Here is a 21,663-nt window from a genome sequence, read left to right on the forward strand (position 1 = left end):
GCAATCGGCCGATCGGTCTGATCGACTGCACACCGGCCCGCTTGGGTAGACAATAGGCGCACGCCGTTTCCCCATTCCGATGCCATGCTCGAAGACAGCGCTCGCCTGACCTCCCTGATCTGCGGCACCGAGCCGCTCAACCGGATCTGGTCGCCTCGCGCGACGATCCAGCGGATGCTCGACGTCGAAGCCGCGCTTGCGCGTGCGCTCGCCGCGCAGCATGTGATTCCGGCCGCCGCGGTCGCCCCGATCGAACGCGCGTGCGACGCTGCCCGGCTCGACGCGGACGCGCTCGCGCAAGGCGCGGCGCTCGGCGGCAATCTCGCGATTCCGCTCGTCAAGCAGCTCACCGCGCAAGTCAAGGCCGACGACCCCGAGGCCGCGAAGTTCGTGCATTGGGGCGCGACGAGCCAGGACATCATCGACACCGCGACCGTGCTGCAGTTGCGCGACACGCTCGACGTATTGGAGCCGCTGCTCGACGAAGCATGCGCGTCGCTTGCGATGCTCGCGCGAACGCATCGCGCGACGCCGATGATCGGGCGCACGTGGCTGCAGCAGGCGCTCCCGATCACACTCGGCCTGAAGTTCGCGCAATGGCTCGATGCGCTGCTGCGTCATCGGGCGCGCTTCGCCGAGCTGCGCGCGCGTGCGCTGGTGCTGCAGTTCGGCGGCGCGGCCGGCACGCTGGCGAGCCTGCGCGAGCACGCGGCCGGCGTGAGCGCCGCGCTCGCGGCCGACCTGAAGCTCGCGTTGCCGGCCGTGCCATGGCATACGCAGCGCGACCGCATCGCGGAAGCCGCGTCGTGCTTCGGGATGTTGACCGGCACGCTCGGCAAGATCGCGCGTGACGTGTCGCTGCAGATGCAGACCGAAGTCGGCGAGCTCGGCGAACCGGCCGCCGCCGGCAAGGGCGGCTCGTCGACGATGCCCCACAAGCGCAACCCGGTCGGCTGCGCCGCCGTGCTGACTGCCGCAGTGCGCGCACCGAACCTTGTCGCGACCGTGTTCGCGGGAATGGTGCAGGAGCACGAGCGCGCGCTCGGCGGCTGGCAGGCCGAATGGGACGCATTGCCCGATCTCGCGCGGCTGACCGGCGGCGCGCTCGCGCAGATCGCGCAGATCGTCGCGGGCCTCGACGTGAACACCGAACGCCTTGCCGCGAACCTCGACCTGACGCACGGGCTGATTCTCGGCGAAGCGGTGATGCTCGCGCTCGGCGACCGGATCGGCAGGCTCGATGCGCATCACGTCGTCGAACATGCGTCGAAGGAGGCCGTGCGCACCGGCGCGACGCTGTTCGACGTGCTCGCCGCCGATGCGACCGTATCGGCCCACCTGTCGCGCGAAGCGCTTGCGCGGCTGCTCGATCCCGCACATTACGTCGGCGAGGCGCAGGCCTACGTCGACGCCGTGCTCGCGCTGCACGCGGGCGCGCATTAACCAGGAGAACCTTGAGATGCCCTTCGCCACTGTCAACGGCGTGAAACTGCATTACCGGATCGACCGTGCCGCGCGCGACGATGCGCCGTGGCTCGTCTTCTCGAACTCGCTCGGCGCGGACCTTCAGATGTGGGCGCCGCAGATTCGCCCGCTCTCGCAGCATTTCAACATCTTGCGCTACGACACGCGCGGTCACGGCCATTCCGAAGCGCCGGCCGGTTCGTACACCATCGATCAGTTGGCGGCCGACGTGATCGGCCTGCTCGATCACGTCGGCATCGGGCGCGCGCATTTCTGCGGGATTTCGATGGGCGGCCTGACCGGCGCCGCGCTCGCCGCACGCTTCCCGTCGCGCATCGTGCGTGCGGTGCTCGCGAACACGTCGGCCAAGATCGGTTCGCCCGAAGTATGGGCGCCGCGTGCGCAGAAGGCCCGCGCCGAAGGGATGAGCGCGCTCGCTGATGCGGTGCTGCCGCGCTGGTTCACCGACGCGTTCGTCGAACGCGAGCCACGCCTGTTCGATGCGATCCGCGACACGTTCGTGCATACCGACAAGGACGGTTATGCCGCGAACTGCGACGCGCTGAACGCCGCCGACCTGCGCGACGAAGTGACGGGCATCGGATTGCCGGTGCTCGTCGTGACCGGCGCGAAGGACATGTCGACGCCGCCCGATCAGGGCCGTGCGCTCGCTGCGGCGATTCCCGGCGCGCGTCACGTCGAATTCGACGCCGCGCATATTTCGAACATCGAGTGCACCGACGGGTTCAACCGTGCGCTGCTCGACTTCCTGACCGCGTGAGGTTTCGAAGATGGACGACCAGCAACGTTACGAAGCAGGGATGAAGGTGCGTCGCGCGGTGCTCGGCGACGCACACGTCGACCGCTCGATCGAGAACCGCACCGAGGTGACGGAGGAATTCCAGAACCTGATCACCCGCTATGCGTGGGGCGAGATCTGGACGCGCGACGGCTTGCCGCGCCATACGCGCAGCCTGCTGACGATCGCGATGATGGTCGCGCTGAACCGCGGCGAGGAACTTGCGCTGCATTTGCGCGCCGCGCGCAACAACGGCGTAACGCGCGACGAGATCAAGGAAGTGCTGCTGCAGACCGCGATCTACTGTGGCGTGCCGGCCGCGAATTCGGCGTTCCACCTCGCGGACAAGATCTTCAAGGAACAGGATGCGGCCGCTTAGATGCAGTCGCCCGGACGGGGCCGCGCAGGCGCGGCCGCCTGAGTACCGGCACTGATCCGGTCAAGCGGTCCGCCAATGCCGGCGGCCCGTGACGATCGACCGCGCACCGGCAGCGAATCGGTGCGCGAACGAAGGAAGGCGCGGCCACGAGGCCGCGCTTGTTGCATATATCAATGTTGGATGCGACCGGAGCCGGCGCCGAAGCGCCCGTTCCGGCCGACAAGGAGACTAGCGATGAACCGCACCCCCGTGGTCGATGTCCAGACCTTCATCAACGAGCAGCCGTTCGGCGGCTTTCAATGGCTCGTATTCCTCATGTGTTTCGTGATCGTCCTGCTCGACGGCTTCGATACGGCCGCGATCGGCTTCATCGCGCCGTCGCTGCTCGGCGAGTGGAACCTCACGAAACCCGATCTCGCGCCCGTGCTCAGTGCCGCGCTGTTCGGCCTTGCGTGCGGCGCGCTCGTGTCGGGCCCGTTGTCCGACCGCCTCGGACGCCGCGCGCTGCTGCTCGGCTCGGTGTTCCTGTTCGGCGTCGCGTGTTTCGTGTCGGCGTTTGCGAACACGATCGGGCACCTGACGGTCCTGCGTTTCATCACCGGCGTCGGGTTGGGCGCAGCGATGCCGAACGCGGTCACGATGATGGGCGAGTTCTGCCCGGACAAGCGCCGCGCGACCGTGATCAACCTGATGTTCTGCGGCTTCCCGCTCGGTGCCGCGTTCGGCGGTTTTCTCGCGGCCTGGATGATTCCGCATTTCGGCTGGCGCAGCGTGCTGATGCTTGGCGGCGTGACGCCGCTGCTGCTCGGGGTGCTGTTGCTGCTGAAGATGCCGGAGTCGGTGCGCTTCATGGTCGCGCACGGCCAGAGCGTCGACCGGATCCGCGGGACGCTGGCACGGATCTCGCGCGACGCGCTGAACGCAGGCTCGTTCGCGATGACCGAAGCCGCGCCGCAGACCGGCGGCAAGGGGCTCGGCGTCGTGTTGTCGCGCTCTTACATCGTCGGCTCGGTGATGCTGTGGATTGCGTACTTCATGGGCCTCGTGATCTTCTACGCATCGATCAACTGGATGCCGATCCTGCTGAAGGATGCCGGGCTCACGCCGAAGAGCGCGACGCTGATCTCCGCGCTGTTCCCGCTCGGCGGCGTCGGTGCAGTGCTGTGCGGCGTGCTGATGGACCGCTTCAACGCGAACCGCGTGATCGCCGTGTGCTATGCGCTGACTGCGATCAGCGTGTATGCGATCGGGCAGGCGGCCGGGAATGTGGGGTTGCTCGTGCTCGTCGTGTTCATCGCCGGCGTGCTGATGAACACCGCGCAATCGTCGATGCCGGCGCTCGCAGCGGCGTTCTATCCGACAGAAGGGCGCGGGACGGGCGTCGCATGGATGCTCGGTGTCGGCCGCTTCGGCGGGATCGCCGGATCGTTCCTCGTTGCCGAGCTGACGCGCCGGCACTTCTCGTTCGCGGGCGTGTTCGCGACGATCGCCGTCGCGGGCCTGCTCGCGTGCGTCGCGTTGCTGATCAAGCAGATGGCGCGGCCGCACGGCGTCGCGCAGCCGGCCGGCAAGATGGAATCGCTCGGGCATTGAGCGAAAGCAGGGCTGGGCGATGCACCGGCCCTGCAAGTGTTGCGATCGTCGCGGTGGCTGCTGCCTGCCAATCCGGTCAATACGCAACGTCGGCACGGGCCGCTTCAGCGGCCCGTTGCCATTGCGGCCGCCGCGCTACGGGCGCCGCTACTCCTCCGTGTCGTGTTCCTTGACGAAGCTGCGCAGGTACGCGCGCAGCGCCGCTTCCTGACTGCGATGATCGTCGTGGTTCGCGGCGCCCAGTTCTTCCTCGTCGCCAAACAGCGTGGGCGGCGCGCAGTACGTACCCACTTCCACGTTTTCGCGCAGCACGCGGATGTCGTGCGTGAGCGGGCGGTACTCGGCGACCCAGTGCATGCCCTCGATGCGTTCGCCGGCTTTCAGCAATGGCTTCATCGGCAATCTCCGTGCAGAGCAGCGGTGCAAGCGCCGAAGCGATTGCACGCGCCCGTCCCGAAAGGGTACGCCTGCATGGGATGAAGCTCAACGGGTACGCTTGTGAGTGCTCACTGCGGCAGTACGTGCGCGACCAGCGGATACAGCGACAGGATCAGCAGCACGGCCATCGTCACGTTGAAGATGCGCAGCGCGCGTCGGTTCGACAGGAAGCGGCGCAGGCCTTGGCCGAACGCGGCCCACAGGCTGATGCAGGGGAAGCCGATCAGGATGAACACGACGGCCATCCACGCGGCGTTCATCCCGTAATCAGCAGACAGGCGGATCGTCGTGGCGGCAGTCAGCACCATCATCCATGCCTTCGGATTGACCCACTGGAACGCGGCGGCTTCGATGAACGTCATCGGCCGCGGCTTGGCGCCGTGTGCCTTCACTTCGCCGGACGTGCCGATGCGCCAGGCCAGGTAAAGCAGGTAGGCGACGCTTGCCACTTCGAGAATCGTGTACAGCAGGGGCACGCGGCGGAACGCTTCGCCGAGGCCGAAGCCGACGCACAGCATCAAGATCGCGACGCCGACGCTGATGCCGAACAGGTGCGGCATCGTGCGGCGGAATCCGAAATTGACGCCCGACGCGAGCAGCATCGTGTTGTTGGGGCCGGGCGTGATCGACGTGACGAGCGCGAACAGCATGCCGGCAGGCAATGCGCTGAGGGTGAGGAATTCCATCGCGAGGCTCCATTCGTGTTCTAGACCGGGATGGAGTTCAGTGTAGCGACGGTTTTATGTACAGTACCGGTACAGTTGGATTGACGATTGCCGGTACGGGAGGGGGCGAATGAGGGGAAGTGAGGCATTGGCTCCCAGGAAAGTTGTCCGCAGCCTCGATATGTTGTCGTTGAATAAAAACCTGTCCTTCCCGACTCTGGGACGTGTTCCGCGAGCTTTTCAGGAAAGACGCTCGCCGACGAGGCCGCGCAGCTACTGATTCGGTTGGCCCCACACAACGCGGATTTCATACTAGTCCAATGTTAATCCGTCCACCGGTCGAATAGGATCGCGCGGAGTATTCCGTAAACGTTCCATAGAGACAGTTCATGTCGGTGAGTACGGTGATTTCCAATGCGACCGCGCGTGCGGGTGTCAACATCCATCAGTTTTACAGTCTGGACCTGGTGGGTACACCCGATGCGGCGCTCGCCGACATCTACGCGTTTGACGGCACGCGCGGCATCGGCGAGCCAACCCGGTACACGATTCAATTCACTCATCCTCGGCATGACCTGTCGCGTAATGAGTTCCTGAATCGGATCGGCGCCTTCGTGATCCAGCCGCCGCCGCGTGACCGCTGGAGTCAGCCCGAAGGCGCGCGACGCGTGCAAGGCGTGGTGACGGCGTTTGCGTTGAAGGACACCAACCGAGACCAGTCACTCTACGAGATCGTGCTGGAATCGCGGCTCGCACTGTTGCGCAACGTGCCGAAATGCCGATTTTTTCTGGATATGACCATTCCGGAGATCATCGAGCAGATTCTGCGGGAGCACGAGTTCAACAAGATCTTCGCCGGCTTTGCATTCAAGCTGCACCGGACCTATCGCAAGCGCAGCTTCGTGATGCAATGGGGCGAAGATGACCTGGCGTTTATCACACGGCTGTGCCGTCGTTCCGGTATCTGGTTTGTGTGTGAGGAAGGCGAGCGCTGTGAGTTGGTGCGTTTCGGCGATGACTATGCGCACTATCGTCGCGACCCCGACCGCCTGACGGCCGCATACCGGCCGCACAGCGGACTGGAAACCCGCAGTGTCGAGTCGGTCAGCGTACTCGAAATGCGCGCGAAGACCTTGCCCGCGACCTACACGGTGCGCACGTTCAGCGCCGAGACGGCGGTATCCGAGCCGATCGAGACGGGCAGCCAGATCCACGAGGACCGCACCACGTATGGCGAGGCGTATGCGTGGGGGACGCCGAACCTGAGTGAGGACGAGGCGAAGGAAGAGGCGCAGCTGCGTCGCGAGGCGGCGCTGGCCGAGCAGGTCGAGTATCACGGCGAATGCGACATGCTGGATCTCACGCCCGGCTCGGTGCTGAAGCTGTCGAACCGGGCATTGCCTGACGCGAAGCACGGGCTGGTCGTGGTGCGGGTAACCTGCCGCGCGTCGCGCAAGCAAGCCTATCACGTCGAATTCGACGCAATCCCATCCGATCGTCAGTACCGGATGCCGTTGAAGGAGGAAACCTGGCCCAGGATCGACGGGGTCATCACCGGAACGATCGCGTCGCCGGGCGGCTGGAAAGATCCCTATCTGGGCAAGGACGGCGATTACGTCGTCGACCTCCATATGGATCGCGACAAACGTGTGCCGGGCCTGCAAAGCTGTCCGATGCGCCTGGCCAAGCCGTTCGCTGGTCCGGGCCAGACCGGCCGTATGCCTGGGCGACGCAACGACGCATGGCGGCGTCGTCAAGACCGCATCGTCGACATTCGACCTCGACGGCCGCAAGGTTGCGCTGCTGCATGACGTCGTCACGTGTCCCGAGCATGGCGACAATCCGATCGTCGAATGCAGCGAGGGTTACAGCGAAGGCGACCGCAAATGGGTCATGCATATGTGCCGCACACACTGCGGCAGTCACGTGATCGCCAACAGCACGGGGATGAAAATCGCATGAGCCGGACGTGGGTGATCCCGAGCGTGGAGGAGTACCGGTACGGCAAGCCACCGTCAATCTGGTGGTGCGTGCTCGCTATCGCCGTCATTCAGACCGGGGGCATCGTCATTACGGCACTCACTTGGCCGCAGGGAAAGCCGGTGATGTCCGAGCTGTTCTTCGCGCGTGCCTTGCTGCTGCCGCTGCTGGTGTCGGGAGCCGTGTGCGCGGTGATCTATTCGGGCTACGAGGACTGGATCGAGCGCGTCGACTGGTGGAATTTCCTATGCCGCAGTGAGCGGGCGGCGTGGCGGCAATGGACGCAGGCTCACGTGGTCGTCGTCAACAGCATCACGCTGACACCGGAGCCGGAACTGGCCGAGCGTCTGTTGGGACTCGAAGGCAGCGCGCCGATGCATCCCGGCAAGATTCTGGCCTTGCCCGAGACCGAGGATGCGGCGGGTGGGGCGCGGCTCGGGCCGATCCTCGAGCAGCTGGTAACGCCGTTCTCGGCCAGCCTCTCGCGCCATGCGCCGCGCCGGGTCGTCGATGTGATCCTGCAATCGAACGACAAGGATGATCTGACGGAGCTGCGAGCGGTCTGGCGGAAACTGAAGCTGCCTGATCTTGTGCAGTTCGTTTGGGTGCCGTTCGGTGCGCAGCAAACGCAAATTGATGCCTGGTTCGGCAAGAGCTGGCAATGCGATTTCCGGCTGGTGCTGGCCTGTCAACTGCATGCAGACGGTGAGGAGCCGGTTTGGTCGGAGGCGGCCGTGGCGATGCTGCTGACCTTGCCGCACGTGCTCGAGAGCTTCAAGGGAAAGCTGCGTCCGCAAGCGCGGCTGTTTCGCCCGATTGCGATGCCGTCCGATTCCGTGCTGGACGCGGTAGAAACGCTGCTGGCTGCGGAACAGACGCCGCGCGCGCGTATCCGGCATCTGTGGCTGAGTGATCTGCCGCCCCAAGGCCGGCATGCGACGCTCGGTGCGGTCAAGGAAACGGAGTTGGAACTGTCGGCGCACGATGTCGATCGCGCAATCGGCAAGCCGGGGCCGGTGAATGCGCTGTTGCTCCAGGCGCTCGCGGCGCAGATGGTGGCGCACGGACAGGGCGCGCAGATGGTCGCTACGCCGACTGCGCACAAGGTGCGGTTGAATCTGGTCGGTACACAGCCTGCGCCCGTGCCTCGCGTCGAGGCGGAGTATATGCGCTCGCTCAGCCTGTCGGTCACAGTGGGCGGATCCTGCTGCCTTCTCCTGATCATGGTGGCGCTGAATGCTCTGGGCGCTTCCTCTGGATGGTTCTGGGCGTGCCTAGCCGGGTTTGTGTTCCTGTTTCTGATCCAGATTGGCGGTTCGTTTCTGAGGCGGCGCTTGCTGGAGGACGACTTCTACCAGAAATTGTGGCGCGCAGGAGCACGGATATGAGGGGGCACGATGCATGGCTGGGTGATAAGACTGAACATGCCGCTCACTATCGATGGTGCGGAGGCGCGCGGTGTTTGATTGCATCAGGAAAGTCCTGCAATGCGTGCGGCTTCGGCCGCCTCGCTGAATTTGCCCTTCTTTAGCCAAGTAGAAATCGAAAGTATTCCCCGCAGTTGAAGCGCTGCACCGAACACCTGTTCGCAGATCCCACAGTTGGACAAATACGAGAACCGATAGATTTTCGCGGCCTCTGCCTGACCACCGAGGCTGAGTCGTAGAAACGTATACGCTGCGCACATGGCTGGATGCGTGAAGCGGCAATTCGGATCGACACCCTTTCCGAGAGCCCGACAAGTATGGTTGCTCCTCGAAATACCCGTCCCGATTCTCGTTACGTTGTCCGCGTGAATGATCATGCGTGCAACGATCATCGCCGCGCAATCCTTGGCGTCACCGCAGCGGAAGCGGCGGCAGAGGCCGAAATGGATCGCGTCGCAGCGCATCCCGGGATCGTGAGTGCGTTGCGCGCTTTCGACTTGCCGGATGCGCAAGCGAATCCCGATCCACCCGCCATCGTGCCGCAATCGCCGAGCAAGGTCCCGGCCGATCCGAGCGTGCCGCGAGGATCCCGGTGGCGCATCGGGATTTCAAACAGGCCCGCGAGGCCCGCTCGCCGTATCTGACAGCCCATGATCGGCGCCTTCGATGATGCGGTACGTCATCGAGCGGGCAGACAGACACGCCTGCAGATAATTGGTGATTGCCGTGTGCGGCACGATCTGGTCGTGCTCCGATTCGACGATCAGGACGTCGCCGGCAAATCGGGCCAACGCGCGCAGCGCGCGGTTGTCGGACGCCGGCACGATCCGTTTGCGATACGCGACGAGGTCGTGTTCCACGTGCAGCGCCCGCTTCGGCGTATTCCAGCCATCGTCGAGATAGAGCGCCGGTACGCGCAGGCCCAGCCAGCGTACGGGGCGCAGCTCCGTCAGGATGGTCGCGAGGTAGCCGCCGTAGCTGCTGCCGACCACGGCGATGGCATCGCGATCGACCATCGGAGTACGGTGATTTTGCTATCAAACTGTAAGAGAGGCTGCCGTGAAATCCTCGACATGGGTATTAATGCAAATTCATCTTGATGACGGGTGTCTTCATAATTTGGGAAGGATTAATTGTTCTAGCGTCGACGGATGCATTTAACCTGACGTTTTTGCGAGGTGCGTAATACTTGAAGTGTCGAATTGATGCCGATTGGTAATTGTAAAAAACGCGAATTCACCCGACGTGTTATGGATGGCGGGCAAAATTTTTCTTGCGCTACTTAATTTTGTTAACTTAGGATTGAGGCTCGTTGATAGCGGGCGTTTATATCGGGGACGGAAAAGCTTTCAAATCTATTCGGCGAGGCGGTGACGAGAAATGGTTTTGTATGGATGAAATTGTTCCCGGGAATCGCGACTGAGCGTGAGACGGGAACTGCCGTTTCTCGAATTCGGAAAGCATTTTATTTCAATCGATACCCATCTATGTCCGCGAGCAGGGCAGGCAGTGTAACGGCCATATTAAGCTATTGGGTAGCGCCGTGCGTTGCGTCTTCTGCCGCTACCGTATGTATGAATATCCACGACTGAATGGAATTCCGTGTGCATAAATGTGTTCGCGGCGGCTGGCGGAATGATGACGATATGGGCGCTCGACCTTTATTTATGATTAATGTATAGGCCTCATTTCGATTGAATGTGGTGTCGGGTGGATTTCTGATGGCGCTCGGATTATGAGCTGCGTCGAATTCGTGAGCCGAGCGACGCGTTGATCGCATTTCGTTGGTCTAGAGAGGGCCGAGTAAAATGTTGATTGAGATTTCTGATGGCGAAAAAAAATATTCGGATAACTATCGGGGTTTCGACGTCGCGTCGGCCGAATGGCGCGACTGGCGCTGGCAGCAACGAAACACCATCCGCGAGGAAGCATCGCTGCGCGAGGCCTGCGGCGGCTGGTCTGACGAACTGAGTTCACACATTCAGAACAATCTGAACGGCCGCAAGCTCCAGATTACCCCCTATTACCTCCGCTTGATTCGCGACTCGCAGGGCGACACGGACATCATCCGGAATCCGCTCTGGCGCCAGGTCGTCCCCTTCTGGAGCGACGAAATTGTCGGCGGTTACGACGGCGAATCGGAAAATTGGGAACTCGCGCATGAAATGAAGACGCCGATCTGTCAGCACAAGTACGACAATCGCGTTATTTTGCGCATGGTCAATACGTGCAACTCGTATTGCCAGTTCTGCTTCGAGGCGCTCCGCACGCTTGAAGTCAATAGCGAAAAGACCAAGGCCAGCCGGGACACGTTCGGCGAAAGCGTGGCCTATATCAAGCAGAATCCGGCGATCGAGGAGGTCATTCTGAGTGGCGGCGATCCGCTGATGCTCTCCGACGCCAAGCTCGACGAGCATCTCTCCGCCCTCCGCGATATCGGACGCGATCTCCTGATCCGGATTCATTCCAGATCGCTCACCTTCAATCCGTACCGGGTCACCGATCAGTTGGTCGCAATGCTCGAACGGTATCGGGTGAACTCGTTCGGCGTTCACGTTTGCCATCCGGACGAACTTAGCCCGGCCTTCACGGACGCAGTGAAGCGGATTCGCTCGGCGGTGCCGATCGTCTTTTCCAACATGCCGTTCCTGCGCGGCATCAACGATGACGAGGAGACGCTGCATCGACTCTTCATCGAACTGTATCGCCGAGGCGTCAAACCGTACTACCTGTATCACTTCATGCCGTTCTCGCCGGGCGCGTCGGTCTACAAGGCCTCGATCCGCGACGCCATTCGCATCATGAACCGACTGAAGCGGCGCGTTTCGAACGTCGCGATGCCGGAGTACGTGCTGCCTCATGCGAAAGGGAAGTTTACGGTGCCGCTGTTCGAAGACGAGGGCGACATCCCGCAGTTTGTGGAAACCGGCGAACAACGCATCTACCGGTTCGTCAACTGGCAGGGCGAAACGTGCGACTGGATCGACAGTTGAACGGGCGCCAGGCGGTGTGCGGACTGACTCCTCATCCAGGTGAAAACATGCGACAAGACGCGGTTTTGTTTGTGCAAATCGAGGGCTCCTTGCTGTCGTTGACCAGCTATCGCGATTATCACTTCGAGGTCGCTCGCAAGATGGGGCTCGCGTGCCTGACGGCTGTCGTGTGCCAGCACGTGCAGGCGGACGGCGATGCAGGCGCGGGGCACGACGACACGTGGCGGCTCGATTCACTTTCCGTCGAATCGCTGCTGAGGTTGCTCGAGCGTCTCGACGCGCACTATGACGTGAAGGCGGTCTTTTGTTATGCCGGGCAGGCGTCGGCCTATGGCGAAGTCGGCGCGGTGGTCGCCGAGGTTTGCAGGATGACCGGCCGAGTCCATTCTCCGCCGGCGGCCGTCGCCGCCTGCAACAACAAATTCCTGATGCGTGCGACGCTGCACGAACGGGGGGTACGGTCGATTCGGCACGCAATGTGCAGCGATATCGACTCATTGCGCGAAGCCGCCGACGCAGTGGGCTATCCGCTGATCGCGAAACCGCCGTACGGCGCGGGCTCGGCCTTTACCGCCAAATGCCGCGACTGGGACGAATTGCGCGATCACTATCAGCGATTCACGGCGCAACATGGTCAGGCAGTGGTCTCGGACTACTACGGCATGCCGCACGACGTCCGCGCCGGTGACGGTGCCCCGGTTCACTATGAGCCGGGCAAGAGCATCCTGCTTGAACAGTACATTGACGGCGTCGAAGGCAGCGTCGAATGCGTGATCGTGGACGATAAGGTTTATCCGGTGCTGATCAACGAAAAGCTGATCCTGACCGAGAAGCTCGGCACTGTGCTGGAAAATCTGCTGATCTCGCCGCCGGTGTCCTTTCCGGCGCCCGCGATCGCCGAGATCAATCGGTATGCGGTCGATTGTCTCGAAGCGATCGGCTTGCGCAACGCGATCGTGCACCTCGAGTTCCGCCTGTCGGCCGCCGGCCCGATTGTCATCGAGATCAATCCGCGGCTCGGCGGACTTTATGTGAACGCGGCGCTTAAGGACATCGCCGGCCTCGATCCGTACGAGCTCTATCTGCTGATGCTGACACAGGCGTCCGGGCTGCACGAACGCATGCGCAGCGCTTGCGCGCGCGTGGCGGACGGGCGTCAGCATTACTCGATGTTCGCGCTGTTTCCAGAGGCGAGCGGAACCTTCAACGGAATCCACGGGCTCGATTCCGTAGTCGCCGATCCCGCGATCATCGAATGCAAGGTCGCTTGCCCGGTAGGTAGCCAGGTTCGAGCGGACATCGAGGAAAACTATCTGCTGAAGGGCTGGGCGGCAGTGAATGGACGCGCTCATGCGATCGACCTCTATGATCGGATCGTGCGCGAGCTCGAGCCGGAAATCGTTTCGTGAACGAATGGCTCGACGCACGGAAGACACCATGTCCATCGATACAGTCATCGACGATCTGAATCGCAACGGCTATTGCCATGCGCCGCGCCTCCACGGTGCGATCCTCTACGATGACGACGAGGCCGTCGCGTTCAAGCGTCACTGGGAGCGCCTTGTCGTCGACGAGAACTACAAGCGCTACACGCGACGCGAGCGGCGCTTCCTGCTGTATCGCTTCACGCCGGGCCAGCCGCTGGAAGTTGACCGGAACACGAATTTCGAACCAGCCGCGACCTACGACGTCGACTACGTGCCCGGTGTCAATCGCCTGACCTACGCGGAGGACTCCTTCATCGACAGTGCGATTCTCCACCAGTTGCTGGACGTCGACATCGCCATTCTCGGGGATCGGTTGATTGTCGGGCGGGAATACAAGATTGATGTTCATCTGTTCCGGATCATTGCGGAACGAGGTGAGGTCAGTCCGACCACGTCCGGGATTCACCAGGACGGGCTGGACTGGGTCTTCATGCATTTCATCGACAGTCGCAATATTCGCCCGGTCGTGTCGGAGATCCACGCGTCGAAGGATTCCGCGGTTCCGTTGTTCGCACGGCCGCTGACGGATTTCCTCGATACCGTGGTTGTGAACGACGCCGTGCTGTACCACAGTGCCAATGCCGTTCAGCAAGCCGACCCTGACGAACCCGCATTCCGGGACATGTTGCTGATTTCCTTTTCCTCAGCGAGATAAGCTGTCATGAAATCCGAGCTGGTTCTAGAAAAACGCGCTTCGTCTTCGTTGGCGCAGTTGTATGTGTGGTTGTCGTTCAAGACGATCTCGGACATCAGTTCGACGATGATCAGCATCGTTCTGGCGACCTACGCGCTCGAGGTCACGGGCTCCGCCGCGCTGCTCGGCTTGACGATGGCGTCGCGCCTGCTGGGTGCGGTCGTGGGCGGCGCCGCGGTGCCGCGGCTTAGCCGGTTCTCGCGCCGTACCCTGATCTTCGTCGCGGAAGCGGGCAGTGCGCTGGCGATCGGCATGCTGGCTACGTCCTCGCGGGCTGCCGACGCGTCGCTCATCTATTTCGTGCCTTTCTTCATCGGCCTTTTCCAGGGGATATACCGCGTATCCATCATGTCCGAGGTTCCGGAAATGGTCGGGCAGGCGGGCCGGCATCGTTTCAACGCGATTCTCAGTGCGACCGACGGCGTGTCGGTGGTCGGCGGCAGCCTGCTTGCGTCGGTGATCACGAAGTACCTGACCTACAAGAGCGTCTTCCTGATCGATTCGATCACGTTCGCGATCTCCGCCATCGCGTTTCTGATGCTGGTGGGCAACATGCCGCGCCGACATCGACCGACCGAGGAGACACACGCTGCTGCCGAGGCGGGCGCACTGCCACGCGCGGCACGTTATCTGCCGGTCGTCGTGATGCTGGTGATCGGCGCGCGCTTCGTCGAAGCGTTCGGCTCCGGTACGCACAATGTCGGCTTCCCGATCAAGTCGCAGCTGTTCGACGCGAATCAGCCCGCGTTTCTGTATGGCTGGCTGATGGCGGTGTGGGGCGTCGGACGGCTCGTCTCCGCGGCGGTGACGCCGCGCTTGCTGGAGCGTCTCGAATCGCGTCAACAGCCGCTCGAGCCGTACTTCATCGTATTGCTAATCCTGACCTTCGCATGCTTCCTCGGCGTGTTCGAAGTGGGCGGCATGCCGGGAATGTTGGGCTTCGTCTTGCTGGCAGGCATTTTCGACGCCGCCACGGAGACAATCTACTATTCGCTCCTGCAATCGACACCGGCCGCGTCGCGCGATCGCGTAATCGGCATCTCGTACGTTGCCGAGCGCACCGGCCTCGGATTGGGCATGCTGGTGGTCGGGTTCGTGTTCTCGCGCCTCGGAACGGACGTTACGGCGCTGCTGTTCTATTGTGGATCCATCGCTCTGGCCGGCTTGGCGTTCGCGGGCGTCAAAAGACGACTGGCACAGGGGGCAGCGGTCCGGCAGATCGACTAATTTCGGATGTTTTCCTTGATGCGAATGGTGATGGTATTCGGCGCAGGCGGCATGTGACGGCGCCGGAGCCGTCACGTCTTGCAGGCGCAGGAACGACCAGAAATTGGGTTTCGTAACTGAATTTCGAACGAAGCTGACAAGTACGCTGATCGAGCCGATGGAACGTCCTTACCCCCCCACCGGCCCAGCCTCAGCCGCACCGCGTACCCCCGCCCGCCGCCCGCCGATCATCTCGGCCAGCCACTTCTCCACGAGCGCCGTATACGCGTGCTGACTCGCCGTATCCGACAGCCCATGATCGGCGCCTTCGATGATGCGGTACGTCATCGAGCGGGCAGACAGACACGCCTGCAAATAACTGGCGATCGCCGTGTGCGGCACGATCTGGTCATGCTCGGATTCGACGAGCAGGACGTCGCCGGCAAATCGGGCCAACGCGCGCAGCGCGCGGTTGTCCGACGCCGGCACGATGCGTTTGCGATATGCGACGAGGTCGTGTTCCACGTGCAGCGCCCGCTTCGGCGTATTCCAGCCGTCGTCGAGATAGAGCGCCGGTACGCGCAGCCCCAGCCAGCGTACGGGACGCAGTTCCGTCAGGATGGTCGCGAGGTAGCCGCCGTAGCTGCTGCCGACCACGGCGACGGCGTCGCGATCGACCAGCGGATGATCGACCAGCGTGTCGTAAGCGGCGAGCAGGTCGCGAAGATGGGTCTCGCGCGTGACGTTTTGCTGTTGCTCGAACGTGCGCCCGTGCCCGGTGAGATCGAACGTCAAACAGACGCAACCGAGCGCCGCCGCCTGCCGCGCTCGCTCGAGATACTGTTCCTGGCTGCCGCCCCAACCGTGCACGAACAGAACGCCGGCCACGGTGGTCTTCGGCGCGAGCACGGTACCGTCGAGGTAGCCGTTCTGGACTTTGATCTGCACGCGATAGTGCTCCGCTGTCATGTCTTGCTGCTCCTTCGTATCGGATGGCGGTCGACCGTGTAGTACTTGGTGATCGCGCCCGCCCGGGGATCGACTCCGCGATAGACGACGCGCGCGCCAGCCGGTATCGCCGGATTGTCGCCGTAGATCTCGCGGGTCGATGCAGCCACGGCGTCGACCTGCGGATCCGCCCTGAACATGCGCAGCGCGCCGATCTCCGCACCGGTTGCGCCGCCGATCCGCCACGATTGCTCGAGCACGCCGCAGTGCCGCACGCCGTGCACATCGGTGCCGAACGCGACATCGTAGTTGCGCCTCGACGCGAAAAATCCCGCGTAATCGCGCTGCACCGCGGCGTCGAATGCGCATGCTCGCCCGATCGCGTCGCGCACGTCGGGCGTGACGTCGAGCTGTGCCAGCACGTCGAAGCCGCCGCGCGCGACGACGAGATCGGTGCCGCCGTAGACGTGATGCCCGTGGTTGTTCACGGTCAGATGCTGCACGCCCCAGTAACTCGCCACCAGATCGTCCAGCATGACTTGCCCGACGCTCAGCGTCTCGATCGCGTCGAGATTGCGCTCGACGACAACGCCGCCGGTACGCAGCGCGCGGTCGTCGAGCGCGGCAAGCTGGGTTTCCGCTTCAGCCATGTCGGTCACGAGCGCCTGGCCCGTTCCGCCGATCCCATCGGGCCGCTTGATCCGTACACGCCCGTCGTTCAGCAGCAGCCGTACGGCGGTGCGCGCATCGTCGCGCGAAAACGCCGAGTAACCCGGCAGCGTCAGCGACGCAGTGCTTTTGGCGAATGCAGCGGACCAGCCGGGGGGCTTCGCTTGCGCGCCTTCGACGAGACGATGCGCGATGACCTTGGTCGCGACGAACGGAAACGGGACGACGCCCCCGAACAGATCGCGTACCGATTTCACCCCGAGCGTGTGCGCCTGGGCCAGTGTGAGCGTATCGTCCGGAATCATGTATCGGTGTGCAGGGTAACGCTGCGTCGGACGGAAGACGCCCGCAAGCCGCGTTCCCTTGAGTTCGGCGATCTGCGCACCGAGTTGCCGCAGCGTGTCGGCGACATGGCCGACATGGTCGGCCTCGTCGTCGCGAAAATGAACGAGGACGACCGGGAGTGCCGGCATGACCGGCACACGATGGCTGAGCGGCTTCAAATTGCCCCCTTTTCGCGCGGAGCGCGCGATCGTCGCGGCCGCACGCCGAGGCCGTTCGTGGCAGTGACGGAGCAAGTTTCGTTCGCGGGTGTTCCCGATCGGGTGTACTGGCGCGGGCGCCGTGTAGTCAGCACGGCGCCGCGCGGAACGGCGCGGACGTGAACGTTCGTCAGCGGAAAGTACAACGGGTGCGCGTCCGGGCCGAACGCCACGACGCAAGCGCCGGGCGTTTGGCTGCGCGCAAGGCGTCCGCGGCCAAGACGCAGCAAACTGGTGCGCACCGCGATCGGCCGGGCAGCCGGTCACGCCGACGCGATCCGGGCGAACTCGGCCCGCTCACGCGCAATCCGTTCTTCGCACATCTCATCGCCGCGGGTCACCACGTGCGCGCCGAGCGACGGGTTGACCGCGATACCGCGCCCGCCCGGAAGCCGCTGTCCGCGCTCTCCGCCGAACGAACGGCGTCCGGCACCGGCGAACATCGCCGCCGATGCAGATCAGTGATGCAGCATCGGATATGCGACGAGCCCGAACAGCGCGGCCGCCGTGACGATGACCGGCTCCTGCAGCTTCTTGAAGCGCCACAACAGCAACACGGTTGCGATGGCCACGACGGCAGTAGGCACGTCGACGATCGAGCGTTTCGCGATGACCAGCACGGAGCCCGTGATTGCGCCGACGGCCGCCGCCGTGATGCCGTCGACGAACGCCTTGACGCCGGGCAAGTGCCCGTACTTCTTCACGTACGGTGCGGGGATTACGGTGAACAGGTAGCACGGCAGAAACGTGCCGAGCGCCGCGACGATCGCGCCGGGCAGGCCCGCGACCAGATAGCCGATGAAGCCGACGGTAATCACGACCGGCCCCGGCGTGATCATTGCAACGGCGACCGCATCGACGAACTGCTTGTCGTTGAGCCAGTGATGCTCGGTGACGACGCCGCCGTACAGGAACGGCACGATCGCGAGCCCCGACCCGAACACGAACGCGCCGGCCTTCATGAAGAACGCGCCGATCTGCACGAGCTGCGGCACGTCGATGCCGGCCAGCAGGCCGCTGGCTGCGGGCAGGTTCGCGGCGGCGACCGCATTCAAACCGCCCTTGTTCAGCCATTTGGGCGGCGCGCGCCACAGCCAGCCGACGAGCCCGGCGACGATGAACAGCCACGCGATTTCCGATTCCGTGATGAAGGTCACGGCGGCAAGCGTCAGGAAAATCGTCCACAGCAGTTTGTCGCGGCCGACGGTTTTGGTAGTGAGCTTGTACGCGCTCATCGCTATGATTCCGACCACCGCCGCGCCGACACCGTAGAAGACGGCCTGCATCCACGACAGACCGCCGAAGTGCGAGTATGCAAATCCGAGCGCGAGCACCATCAGGAACGACGGCAGCACGAACGCGAAACCGACCAGCGTCGCACCGAGCACCCGATAGTGGACGAACCCGAGGTAGATCGCGAGTTGGGCGGCCATCGGCCCCGGTGCGAGCTGCGCGAGCGTGAGGCCTTCCTTGTAGTCCGCTTCGGTAATCCATCGGCGCTGCTCGACGAGATCCCGCCGCATGTAGCCGGCCAGCGCGACGGGGCCGCCAAAGCCGAGCGCACCGAGCCGCAACATGTATCTGACCAGTTGGCCCAGCGAGTAACCGGGCGCCTGTGCCGTTACCGTCGTGGTCATGACCGTCCTCCGGTTTCGCTTTTTGCGCTCGCTGCGAAATGCGCGTGAAGCGCATCGAGCACCGCGCTCATCTGGTCGAGCAGTTGATCGTCGTTGTCCGTGCGTTGACGCGTGCCGGCCATCACGGCCTCGAAGCCGTCCGCTTCGGGCACGGCCGGGCCGCCTACGTCGAGCGAATGCACGAGTTGTCCGATTCTGAGCAGGGCTGGATCCTGGGCAAGCCCGAAGCTCGCGAGCAGAACCTCGAACGTCACGCGCTCGCCGACATGGGTGAACGCCGCGCCGTCGAAATCGAAGCCAAGCGCGTCGGCCGGACAGTCCGCCGGCGATGCGAGCCAGACGAACCGTGCTTGCGCGTCGATAAAGCGGCGAATCAGCCACGCGCTGGCCACGCGATCGACCCACATGCGCTGGCGCGTCGCCCACGTGCGCCCCTGGTAGTCCGCGATCGCCAGCGGACGGATCGCGCGCTCGGCGGCGTGCGGTTCGCCCGGCGACAGCACGGTGTCGACGAGCGCGGCGAAATCCTGCAGGGCGACTTCCGCGCGGGTGGACGCATCGTTGGGGAAGTAGTCGATTGCGCGGAGCGTGTCGAAATTCTTGCGTACGCGGCGCAGCAGCCGGGCAAGCTCGGGCGCGGACTGTCCCGCGAGCGTCTTGCGGGCGTCTGCAAGCGCCTGCGTGAAGGCGGCGTAGTCGTCGCCGCGATCGAACAGTGTGCGGAATTCCCGCTCCTGCGACGCGTCCAGGCTCGGTGCATGCAACAGATGCGCGGCGCCGCCGCTCTCGGCAATCGCGGCGGCCAGCTCGCGAAGCGTGTCGTCGTGCGTTTCGGTGCACGGCAGCAGATACACGCCATCGCGCAGCACCGCGCAGCCCTTCGACTTCAGCGCACGCCAGAACCGCATCCGCGCCGTGGCGTTTTCGGTGGGAAGGGTCAGCACGAGCAGCGACCAGGTCGTCAGTATATCCATGTAGCAAATGCTACTCATGAGTGATGACTTCTACAAGATTGCGTTGATCGTGCGCGCGACGTGGACCCAGCGGCCCCGCGGACTGCACGCGACTCGCATTCGTCCAATTTACGCGGATATACCCCTCCCCCCTATACGGAAGCGCAAATTGCGATATAGTCCCCCCCGGTATATGAAGGGATCCCCATGAGCCACACCATCAAGGAAAAGCAGAAGCTGCTGAATCGTGTCCGCCGCATCAAGGGACAGGTCGAAGCGATCGAACGCGCGCTCGAGGACGAGCGCGGTTGCAACGAAATCCTCCGTCTGATCACGAGTGGCCGCGGCGCGATGAACGGCCTGCTCGCGGTCGTGCTGGAGGATCACATCCGCAGCCATCTGGTCGATGCCGAACATCACGAAGACGAAGGCAGCGCGACCGAGCAGCTGATCGAAGTCGTTCACAGCTATTTCAAGTAACCGAGGGCGGAATGAGCAATTTCAGCGACGACGCCTTCGGCGCGGGGCACGATCACATCTTTCTCGGCGCCGCGCACGAGCAGAACGAACGCAGGACCTGGATGGTGATTGCGCTGTGTGCGGCGATGATGGTGGCCGAGATCGCCGGCGGGTCGATTTTCGGCTCGCTGGCGCTGATCGCCGACGGTTTGCACATGTCGACCCATGCCGGCGCGATGCTGATCGCCGCGCTCGCCTATACCTATGCGCGCAAGCATGCGAACGACCCGCGCTTCGTGTTCGGCACCGGCAAACTCGGCGATCTGGCAGGCTTCACGAGCGCAATCGTGCTCGCGATGATCGCGCTGCTGATCGGCTACGAGGCCGTCGCGCGCCTGCTCGCGCCGGTGCCGATCCACTTCGGCGAGGCGATTCCGCTCGCGATTGCCGGGCTGCTCGTCAACATCGCCAGCGTGTGGCTGCTGAGCGGCGACCATCACGGCCATAGCCATAGCCACGGCCATGGTCATCACCACGGGCACGCGCATGAAAATCATCACGACCACGACGATGAAGCCGAGACGCATCGGATCTTCGATCGGCACGGTGCGTTCGTCGTATCGGTGTTCGAGGATGGCGTGCCGCCCGTATTTCGCATCGCGCCCGCGACGCACGACACGAAGCCTGTCGATGCGAGCGCTGTGTCGGTGACGACGATCCGTGCCGACGGCACGCGCCAGACGTTCGCGATGCGCGATCGCGGCGGCTACCTGGAATCGATGGAAGCGATTCCCGAGCCGCACGCATTCAATGCGATCGTCCGCGTGAACGGCCGCGAGCATGAGCTGGCGTTCGACGAATACGACCATGACCACGGCGCGACCGCGGCGGCAGCACGCGATCACAACATCCGCTCGGCCTACGTCCACGTGATCGCCGATGCGGCCGTGTCCGTGCTGACGATCGTCGGGCTGCTGCTCGCGCGCGCGTTCGGCTGGGTGTGGATGGATCCGCTCGCCGGCATCATCGGCGCGCTCGTGATTGCAAACTGGTCGTACGGGCTGATGCGCGACACGGGCGCCATCCTGCTCGACACGAACCCGGACCGGCGTCTCGCCGACAACGTGCGCGGCGCAATTGAAGGCCACGGCGACCGCGTCGGCGACCTGCACGTGTGGCGGCTCGGACCGGGACACATGAGTGCGGTGGTGTCCGTGACGACGGACGATCCGGCGCGGGACGCGCGCTTTTATCACGGCGTGCTGCAGCGATTCCGGAACCTGTCGCACGTCACTGTCGAAGTCGTGCGAACGGCGCGGGAGCGATGAGC

The 21,663-nt window shown here is 63.7% G+C and carries 21 protein-coding genes and 1 pseudogene; 13 read left to right on the top strand and 9 right to left on the bottom strand.

The window, feature by feature from the left end; translation table 11 throughout:
• Nucleotides 1-84: 84 nt before the first annotated feature.
• The 4 genes from WK25_RS19720 to WK25_RS19735 all read left to right on the top strand — a co-directional run bounded on the left by WK25_RS19720 (nucleotide 85) and on the right by WK25_RS19735 (nucleotide 4,235).
• Nucleotides 85-1,443 carry a 3-carboxy-cis,cis-muconate cycloisomerase gene (locus tag WK25_RS19720; RefSeq protein ID WP_040138993.1) on the top strand — a complete coding sequence of 453 codons (1,359 nt, stop codon included), beginning with the start codon at nucleotides 85-87 and terminating at the stop codon, nucleotides 1,441-1,443.
• A 16-nt stretch (nucleotides 1,444-1,459) separates the two neighbouring features.
• Nucleotides 1,460-2,245 (top strand): 3-oxoadipate enol-lactonase, encoded by a 786-nt coding sequence (pcaD, locus tag WK25_RS19725; protein WP_069242505.1) that lies wholly within the window; start codon nucleotides 1,460-1,462, stop codon nucleotides 2,243-2,245.
• Between the two features lie 10 nt (nucleotides 2,246-2,255).
• Nucleotides 2,256-2,642 carry a 4-carboxymuconolactone decarboxylase gene (pcaC, locus tag WK25_RS19730; RefSeq protein ID WP_040138995.1) on the top strand — a complete coding sequence of 129 codons (387 nt, stop codon included), beginning with the start codon at nucleotides 2,256-2,258 and terminating at the stop codon, nucleotides 2,640-2,642.
• A gap of 234 nt (nucleotides 2,643-2,876) precedes the next feature.
• Nucleotides 2,877-4,235, top strand: a complete 1,359-nt coding sequence (locus WK25_RS19735; RefSeq protein ID WP_069242506.1) for an MFS transporter — start codon at nucleotides 2,877-2,879, stop codon at nucleotides 4,233-4,235.
• 147 nt (nucleotides 4,236-4,382) lie between these two features.
• On the opposite strand, the gene WK25_RS19740 is transcribed toward WK25_RS19735, so the two are convergent.
• Together WK25_RS19740 and WK25_RS19745 are read right to left on the bottom strand one after the other, a co-directional pair.
• A complete protein-coding gene (locus tag WK25_RS19740) occupies nucleotides 4,383-4,631 on the bottom strand; it encodes a hypothetical protein (RefSeq protein WP_069243471.1) in 249 nt (82 codons plus the stop codon).
• 110 nt (nucleotides 4,632-4,741) lie between these two features.
• Nucleotides 4,742-5,359, bottom strand: a complete 618-nt coding sequence (locus WK25_RS19745; RefSeq protein WP_069242507.1) for a LysE family translocator — start codon at nucleotides 5,357-5,359, stop codon at nucleotides 4,742-4,744.
• A gap of 368 nt (nucleotides 5,360-5,727) precedes the next feature.
• Here WK25_RS19745 and WK25_RS19750 point away from each other — a divergent pair, with 368 nt between their 5' ends.
• Genes WK25_RS19750 through WK25_RS19755 form a run of 3 tightly spaced genes read left to right on the top strand, consistent with a single transcriptional unit; the run spans nucleotide 5,728 to nucleotide 8,706 of the window.
• Nucleotides 5,728-7,149 carry a type VI secretion system Vgr family protein gene (locus WK25_RS19750; RefSeq protein WP_226209180.1) on the top strand — a complete coding sequence of 474 codons (1,422 nt, stop codon included), beginning with the start codon at nucleotides 5,728-5,730 and terminating at the stop codon, nucleotides 7,147-7,149.
• Entirely contained in the window at nucleotides 7,061-7,300 is a 240-nt protein-coding gene (locus WK25_RS30645; protein ID WP_226209192.1) for a PAAR domain-containing protein, read from the top strand. Before WK25_RS19750 ends, WK25_RS30645 begins: the two co-directional genes overlap by 89 nt.
• Nucleotides 7,297-8,706: a hypothetical protein gene (locus WK25_RS19755; RefSeq protein ID WP_069242508.1), complete on the top strand. Its 1,410-nt coding sequence runs from the start codon at nucleotides 7,297-7,299 to the stop codon at nucleotides 8,704-8,706. Before WK25_RS30645 ends, WK25_RS19755 begins: the two co-directional genes overlap by 4 nt.
• 83 nt (nucleotides 8,707-8,789) lie before the next feature.
• On the opposite strand, the gene WK25_RS31355 is transcribed toward WK25_RS19755, so the two are convergent.
• Together WK25_RS31355 and WK25_RS19760 are read right to left on the bottom strand one after the other, a co-directional pair.
• On the bottom strand, nucleotides 8,790-9,209 hold the full coding sequence (locus tag WK25_RS31355; protein WP_156789065.1) for a hypothetical protein: 420 nt from the start codon (nucleotides 9,207-9,209) through the stop codon (nucleotides 8,790-8,792).
• Nucleotides 9,210-9,374: 165 nt separating this feature from the next.
• Nucleotides 9,375-9,764: pseudogene (locus WK25_RS19760) on the bottom strand (alpha/beta hydrolase family protein); the annotation flags it as partial.
• Between the two features lie 789 nt (nucleotides 9,765-10,553).
• Between WK25_RS19760 and WK25_RS19765 the strand changes: the two are divergent.
• From WK25_RS19765 to WK25_RS19780, 4 genes are read left to right on the top strand one after another with little or no spacing between them, the layout of a single operon-like run.
• Nucleotides 10,554-11,738 carry a KamA family radical SAM protein gene (locus WK25_RS19765; protein ID WP_040139003.1) on the top strand — a complete coding sequence of 395 codons (1,185 nt, stop codon included), beginning with the start codon at nucleotides 10,554-10,556 and terminating at the stop codon, nucleotides 11,736-11,738.
• On the top strand, nucleotides 11,735-13,147 hold the full coding sequence (locus tag WK25_RS19770; RefSeq protein ID WP_226209182.1) for an ATP-grasp domain-containing protein: 1,413 nt from the start codon (nucleotides 11,735-11,737) through the stop codon (nucleotides 13,145-13,147). The genes WK25_RS19765 and WK25_RS19770 overlap by 4 nt, the downstream gene beginning before the upstream one ends.
• Before the next feature lie 28 nt (nucleotides 13,148-13,175).
• Nucleotides 13,176-13,880, top strand: coding sequence for a 2OG-Fe dioxygenase family protein (locus tag WK25_RS19775; RefSeq protein WP_040139005.1), 705 nt, complete (start codon nucleotides 13,176-13,178; stop codon nucleotides 13,878-13,880).
• Nucleotides 13,881-13,886: 6 nt separating this feature from the next.
• The gene (locus WK25_RS19780; RefSeq protein WP_069242510.1) at nucleotides 13,887-15,146 is read left to right on the top strand and encodes an MFS transporter; all 1,260 of its coding nucleotides are present in this window, start codon (nucleotides 13,887-13,889) and stop codon (nucleotides 15,144-15,146) included.
• A gap of 168 nt (nucleotides 15,147-15,314) precedes the next feature.
• Here WK25_RS19780 and WK25_RS19785 read toward each other — a convergent pair whose 3' ends face one another.
• From WK25_RS19785 to WK25_RS19805, 5 genes are all read right to left on the bottom strand, one after another.
• Entirely contained in the window at nucleotides 15,315-16,094 is a 780-nt protein-coding gene (locus WK25_RS19785; RefSeq protein WP_069242511.1) for an alpha/beta hydrolase family protein, read from the bottom strand.
• Entirely contained in the window at nucleotides 16,091-17,215 is a 1,125-nt protein-coding gene (locus WK25_RS19790) for a DUF3182 family protein (RefSeq protein ID WP_040139008.1), read from the bottom strand. The genes WK25_RS19785 and WK25_RS19790 overlap by 4 nt, the downstream gene beginning before the upstream one ends.
• Before the next feature lie 332 nt (nucleotides 17,216-17,547).
• Nucleotides 17,548-17,727, bottom strand: a complete 180-nt coding sequence (locus WK25_RS19795; RefSeq protein WP_069242512.1) for a hypothetical protein — start codon at nucleotides 17,725-17,727, stop codon at nucleotides 17,548-17,550.
• Nucleotides 17,728-17,742: 15 nt separating this feature from the next.
• Nucleotides 17,743-18,921 carry a chromate transporter gene (locus tag WK25_RS19800; RefSeq protein WP_069242513.1) on the bottom strand — a complete coding sequence of 393 codons (1,179 nt, stop codon included), beginning with the start codon at nucleotides 18,919-18,921 and terminating at the stop codon, nucleotides 17,743-17,745.
• Nucleotides 18,918-19,895: a chromate resistance protein ChrB domain-containing protein gene (locus WK25_RS19805; protein ID WP_069242514.1), complete on the bottom strand. Its 978-nt coding sequence runs from the start codon at nucleotides 19,893-19,895 to the stop codon at nucleotides 18,918-18,920. The genes WK25_RS19800 and WK25_RS19805 overlap by 4 nt, the downstream gene beginning before the upstream one ends.
• 186 nt (nucleotides 19,896-20,081) lie before the next feature.
• On the opposite strand from WK25_RS19805, the gene WK25_RS19810 reads away from it, so the two are divergent.
• Complete coding sequence (locus tag WK25_RS19810; protein WP_069242515.1) at nucleotides 20,082-20,354, top strand: metal/formaldehyde-sensitive transcriptional repressor; 273 nt, start codon at nucleotides 20,082-20,084, stop codon at nucleotides 20,352-20,354.
• An 11-nt stretch (nucleotides 20,355-20,365) separates the two neighbouring features.
• Complete coding sequence (dmeF, locus tag WK25_RS19815) at nucleotides 20,366-21,661, top strand: CDF family Co(II)/Ni(II) efflux transporter DmeF (RefSeq protein ID WP_069242516.1); 1,296 nt, start codon at nucleotides 20,366-20,368, stop codon at nucleotides 21,659-21,661.
• Nucleotides 21,662-21,663: the final 2 nt, after the last annotated feature.

The organism is Burkholderia latens (assembly GCF_001718795.1).
GTDB classification, from domain to species: Bacteria; Pseudomonadota; Gammaproteobacteria; order Burkholderiales; family Burkholderiaceae; genus Burkholderia; species Burkholderia latens_A.